This window comes from Dietzia sp. B19 (assembly GCF_014145155.1).
Lineage (GTDB): Bacteria > Actinomycetota > Actinomycetes > Mycobacteriales > Mycobacteriaceae > Dietzia > Dietzia natronolimnaea.
Map to the genome: position 1 here is coordinate 1 of NZ_JAALED010000036.1, position 4,087 is coordinate 4,087.

Consider the following 4,087-nt stretch of genomic DNA (forward strand, 5'->3'; position numbering starts at 1 on the left):
ACTGCTCGGCGACGGTGTCGGCCGAGTGTCGGCCGCCGACGAGTGCCGATTCGCGGTGGGCGCCGCCGTCGGTGTCCTCGCCGTCCGTGGCGGTGCTCGTCCCCTGCTCGGCGGACTCGCCCGCGGTCTCCAGCGCCGACCCCTCGACGTCGACGGTGGGGAGGAGCCTGTCCAGCCACCGGGGCAGGCCCCAGGCCCGCTCGCCGAGGAGGAACATCACGGCCGGGATGATGGTCATGCGCACCACGAACGCGTCGAACAGCACCGCGATCGCCAGCGCGAAGCCCATCACCTTGATGAACTGCTCGTCGATCGTCATGAAGGCGGCGAAGACGCTGATCATGATCAACGCGGCGGCGGTGACGACGCGGGCCCCGTGTTTGAAGCCGTTGGCGACCGCGTTGTGTGCGGTCTTGCCGTGCACCCACCCCTCGCGCATCCTCGTGACCAGGAACACCTGGTAGTCCATCGCCAGACCGAACACGATGCCGATGAGCATGATCGGCAGGAAGCTGATGACGGGTTGCGGATCGGAGATGATCCCGCCCCAGCCCTCCTGCCAGATCGCCACGGTGACGCCGAAGGTCGCCGCGACCGAGAGGCCGAAGCCCAGCGCCGCGATCAGCGGCACCCAGATCGACCGGAACACCAGCATGAGCAGGATGAACGCGAGCGCCAGCACGATGGCGATGTACGGCAGCAGCACCTCGGTGAGTCGTTCGGAGATGTCCTCGTAGATCGGGGTGACGCCGGTGACGGAGTAGGTGCCCCCGGTCTCCTGTTCGAAGGCCGCGACCCCGGACCTGATCTCCGCGAGCACGTCCGCGGCCCGCTCGTCGGTCGCACCGTACTCGGGCGTGACGAGGAGTTGGGCGGCGTCACCCGACTCGTTGGTCTCGATGATCTGCGCGTTCTGCACTCCGTCGAGCGCCTGGATGTCCGCCGCGGCGGTGGCCCACGCGGCCGGACGCTCCTCCTCCGCGACATCGAGCGTGTCCACGAAGGCGATCATGGGGGCGTTGCGACCGGGACCGAACGCCTCGTCGGTCATGTCGTAGGCCACGCGGTTCGGGGTGTCCGGGGCCATCGTGCCGTCGGTCGGCATGGCCAGTCGCAGCTGCACGGCCGGCAGGGCCAGCAGGACGAGCAGCAGGACACCGGCGGTCGCGAAGAACACGGGACGGGCGCGGATGCGGCGCACCCACGTCAAGCCCATCGTCGGCTTCTCGTCCTCCGGGTCGGGCGCCTTGACGCCCTTGACGCGGGCCGCGAAGAGCCTGGTCCCGACGGCACCGAGGATGGCGGGCAGCAGCGTGATGGCGACCAGGACCGCGATCGCGACGGTCGCCGCGGCGGACAGCGCCATCGCGGTGAGGAACGGGATGTTGATGATCGACAGGGCCGCGAGGGCGACGAGCACGGTGAGTCCGGCGAAGACGACGGCGGAGCCGGCCTTGCCGACCGCCAACCCGGCGAGGTGCGCGCGCTGCCTGGCGTCGATGGTCTTGAGCTTCTCCGCGAGTTCGGCCGGTTCGAGGTCGTTCCCCCCGATGTGTTTGACCAGCTCGGTGCGGAACCGGGAGACGATGAACAGCGCGTAGTCGATGCCCACGGCGAGACCGATCATGGACGCCAGGGTCGGCGTCATGGTGTTGATCGTGTCCGTGAAGGCGGTGGCCGCGAAGATGCCCGCGATGCCGATCCCGACGCCGATGATCCCGGTGAGCAGCGGCATCCCCGCGGCGATCAGCGAACCGAAGGTGACGAGGAGGATCACCGCCGCCACCGCGATACCGATGAGTTCGCCGATGGCGCTGATCTCGGACATCTGGAAGGCGTTCCCGGAGTACGCGATGGTCAGGTCGCCCTCGTGCCCGGCCACGACGTCCGCGAAGGCGTCGCGGTCCTCGGCGTCGATGTCCATGGTCGTCTCGGCCGCGAACAGGACCTGGACGGTGCCGGTCGTCTCGTCCGCGCTGAGCGGGCTCAGGGCCGCGATGTCGGCCTCGATCTGCTCCTGCGGGATCTCCTGGGCGGCCTTGGCCTCGGTCAGCTGCTGGGACAGCCCCTCGGCGGCGATCACCGGGTTGACGATCGCGTCGGTGTCGGCGAGGAAGTCCAGCTCCCGCACCTGTGCGAGGAATGCGTCGACGTCCTCCGTCACCGCCGGATCGGTGAGGGTGCTGCCCTCCGGGGCCCGGATGACCACTGTCCCCGTGGGGGCGTCGAGTTGGTCCCCCGCCCCGGCGAACCGCTCCTGCATCTCCTCCTGGGTCTCGATCGACTCCAGGCCCGGGATCGAGAAGGTGGTGCTGGTCTGCTGCGACATCGTGGCCGCGGCGGTGCCGACGCCGACGATCAACAGCATCCAGGCCGCGATGAACCGCCACCTGAACAGATAGGCGGACCGCCCGATGCGGTAGAGGAATGACGCCATGCGCTGGCTCCTGGTGCGTAGGTGCGGGAAGCGGAACCCTCGCAGTTTTGCACGAGTACTGCACCATTGCACAGCCTGTGCAACCACGTGTGGCGAACGCCACCCTGCCCGGATGCGCCGCCCGCCTTGTCGATACCCCCCGGGGTATGTACAGTCGTGGCACACCCCTCGCAGGGAACACCGACCGACAAGGAGATCACCATGCTTCTCGAACGCATCTACGACGAGGACCTCGCCCAGGCCGGCTACTTCATCGGCTGCCAGGCCAAGGGGGAGGCCGTGGTGGTCGACGCCCGCCGCGACATCCGCGAGTACCTGGACCTGGCCGCTCGTCACGGCATGACCATCACCGCGGTCACCGAGACCCACATCCACGCCGACTACCTGTCCGGCACCCGCGAACTCGCGGCCGCCACCGGGGCGACCGTCTACGTCTCCGGCGAGGGCGGTGACGACTGGCAGTACCGCTTCGCCGCGGAGCGCCTGTACCACGGCGACCGGCTGACCCTCGGCAACATCACCGTCGAGGCCGTGCACACACCGGGCCACACGCCGGAGCACCTGTCGTTCCTCATCACCGACGGCGCGTTCGCCGATACCCCCGGGTACATGCTGACCGGCGACTTCGTCTTCTCCGGCGACCTCGGCCGGCCCGACCTGCTCGACGAGGCCGCGGGCGGGGTCGACACCCGTTTCGCCGGCGCCAAGCAGATCTTCCGGAGCCTGAAGGACTCGTTCGTCACGCTGCCGGACCACGTCCAGGTCTTCCCGGGCCACGGCTCGGGCAGCGCCTGCGGCAAGGCGCTCGGCGCGCTTCCGTCGACCAGCGTCGGGTACGAGCGTCGATACGCGTGGTGGGCGGGGTACGTCAACGACGACGACGAAGAGGGCTTCGTCTCCGAACTCCTCGACGGCCAGCCGGACGCGCACGCGTACTTCGGGCGGATGAAGCGGCAGAACCGGCAGGGTCCGGACGTCCTCGGACCGCTGGCCCCGCTGCGCCGTTACGAGTCCGCGGAGGTGGCCGACGCCCTCGAGACGAACGAGGTCGTCGTCGTCGACACCCGCGGCCAGGACGAGGTCCACGCGGGCACCGTCCCCGGCTCGCTCAACATCCCCGGCGTCGACAAGGCCGCCTCCTTCGGCGCCTGGGTCTACGACCCCGAGTCCGAGGACACGCCCCTGGTGGTCCTGGCCGAGGACGTCGAGATGGCCGAGGCGTTGCGGGATCACCTGCTGCGGGTCGGCATCGACACCGTCACCGGCTACACCACCGGCCTCGAGGGTCTGCCCATGACGACCCCCGAGATGATCGGGCCCGACGAGCTGGACGCGTTCGACGCCGCCATGGTCCTGGACGTGCGGAACAAGACCGAGCACTCCGAGGGGCACATCCCGGGCTCCGACCAGCTCAGCGGCGGCCGGCTCCTGTGGAACCTCGACCGGCTCCCGACCGACGGGCCGATCGTGACGTACTGCCAGAGCGGCGTCCGCAACTCGGTCGCGGCCAGTGCACTGCGTCGCGCCGGCTACCACGTGGTCGAGCTCGAGGGCAGCTACGCAGCCTGGTCCGAGCGCACCCTCGTCTCCGCCTGAGCGGACCCACCGCACACCCCGGGGGCCGGACCACCCGTCCGGCCCCCGGCCCCA

The 4,087-nt window shown here is 69.7% G+C and carries 2 protein-coding genes; one reads left to right on the top strand and one right to left on the bottom strand.

Going from position 1 to position 4,087, the window contains the following annotated elements:
• Window positions 1-2,437, bottom strand: a 2,437-nt coding sequence (locus tag G6020_RS01610; protein WP_182609450.1) for an MMPL family transporter, incomplete at its 3' end; no start/stop codon positions are given.
• Between the two features lie 201 nt (window positions 2,438-2,638).
• Here G6020_RS01610 and G6020_RS01615 point away from each other — a divergent pair.
• Window positions 2,639-4,033, top strand: a complete 1,395-nt coding sequence (locus G6020_RS01615) for an MBL fold metallo-hydrolase (protein WP_182609451.1) — start codon at window positions 2,639-2,641, stop codon at window positions 4,031-4,033.
• Window positions 4,034-4,087 lie beyond the last annotated feature (54 nt).

Bases quoted from the DNA above. Each gene is read 5' to 3' on its own strand.
- G6020_RS01615 (WP_182609451.1), top strand. From the start codon at position 2,639: ATGCTTCTCGAACGCATCTACGACGAGGACCTCGCCCAGGCCGGCTAC.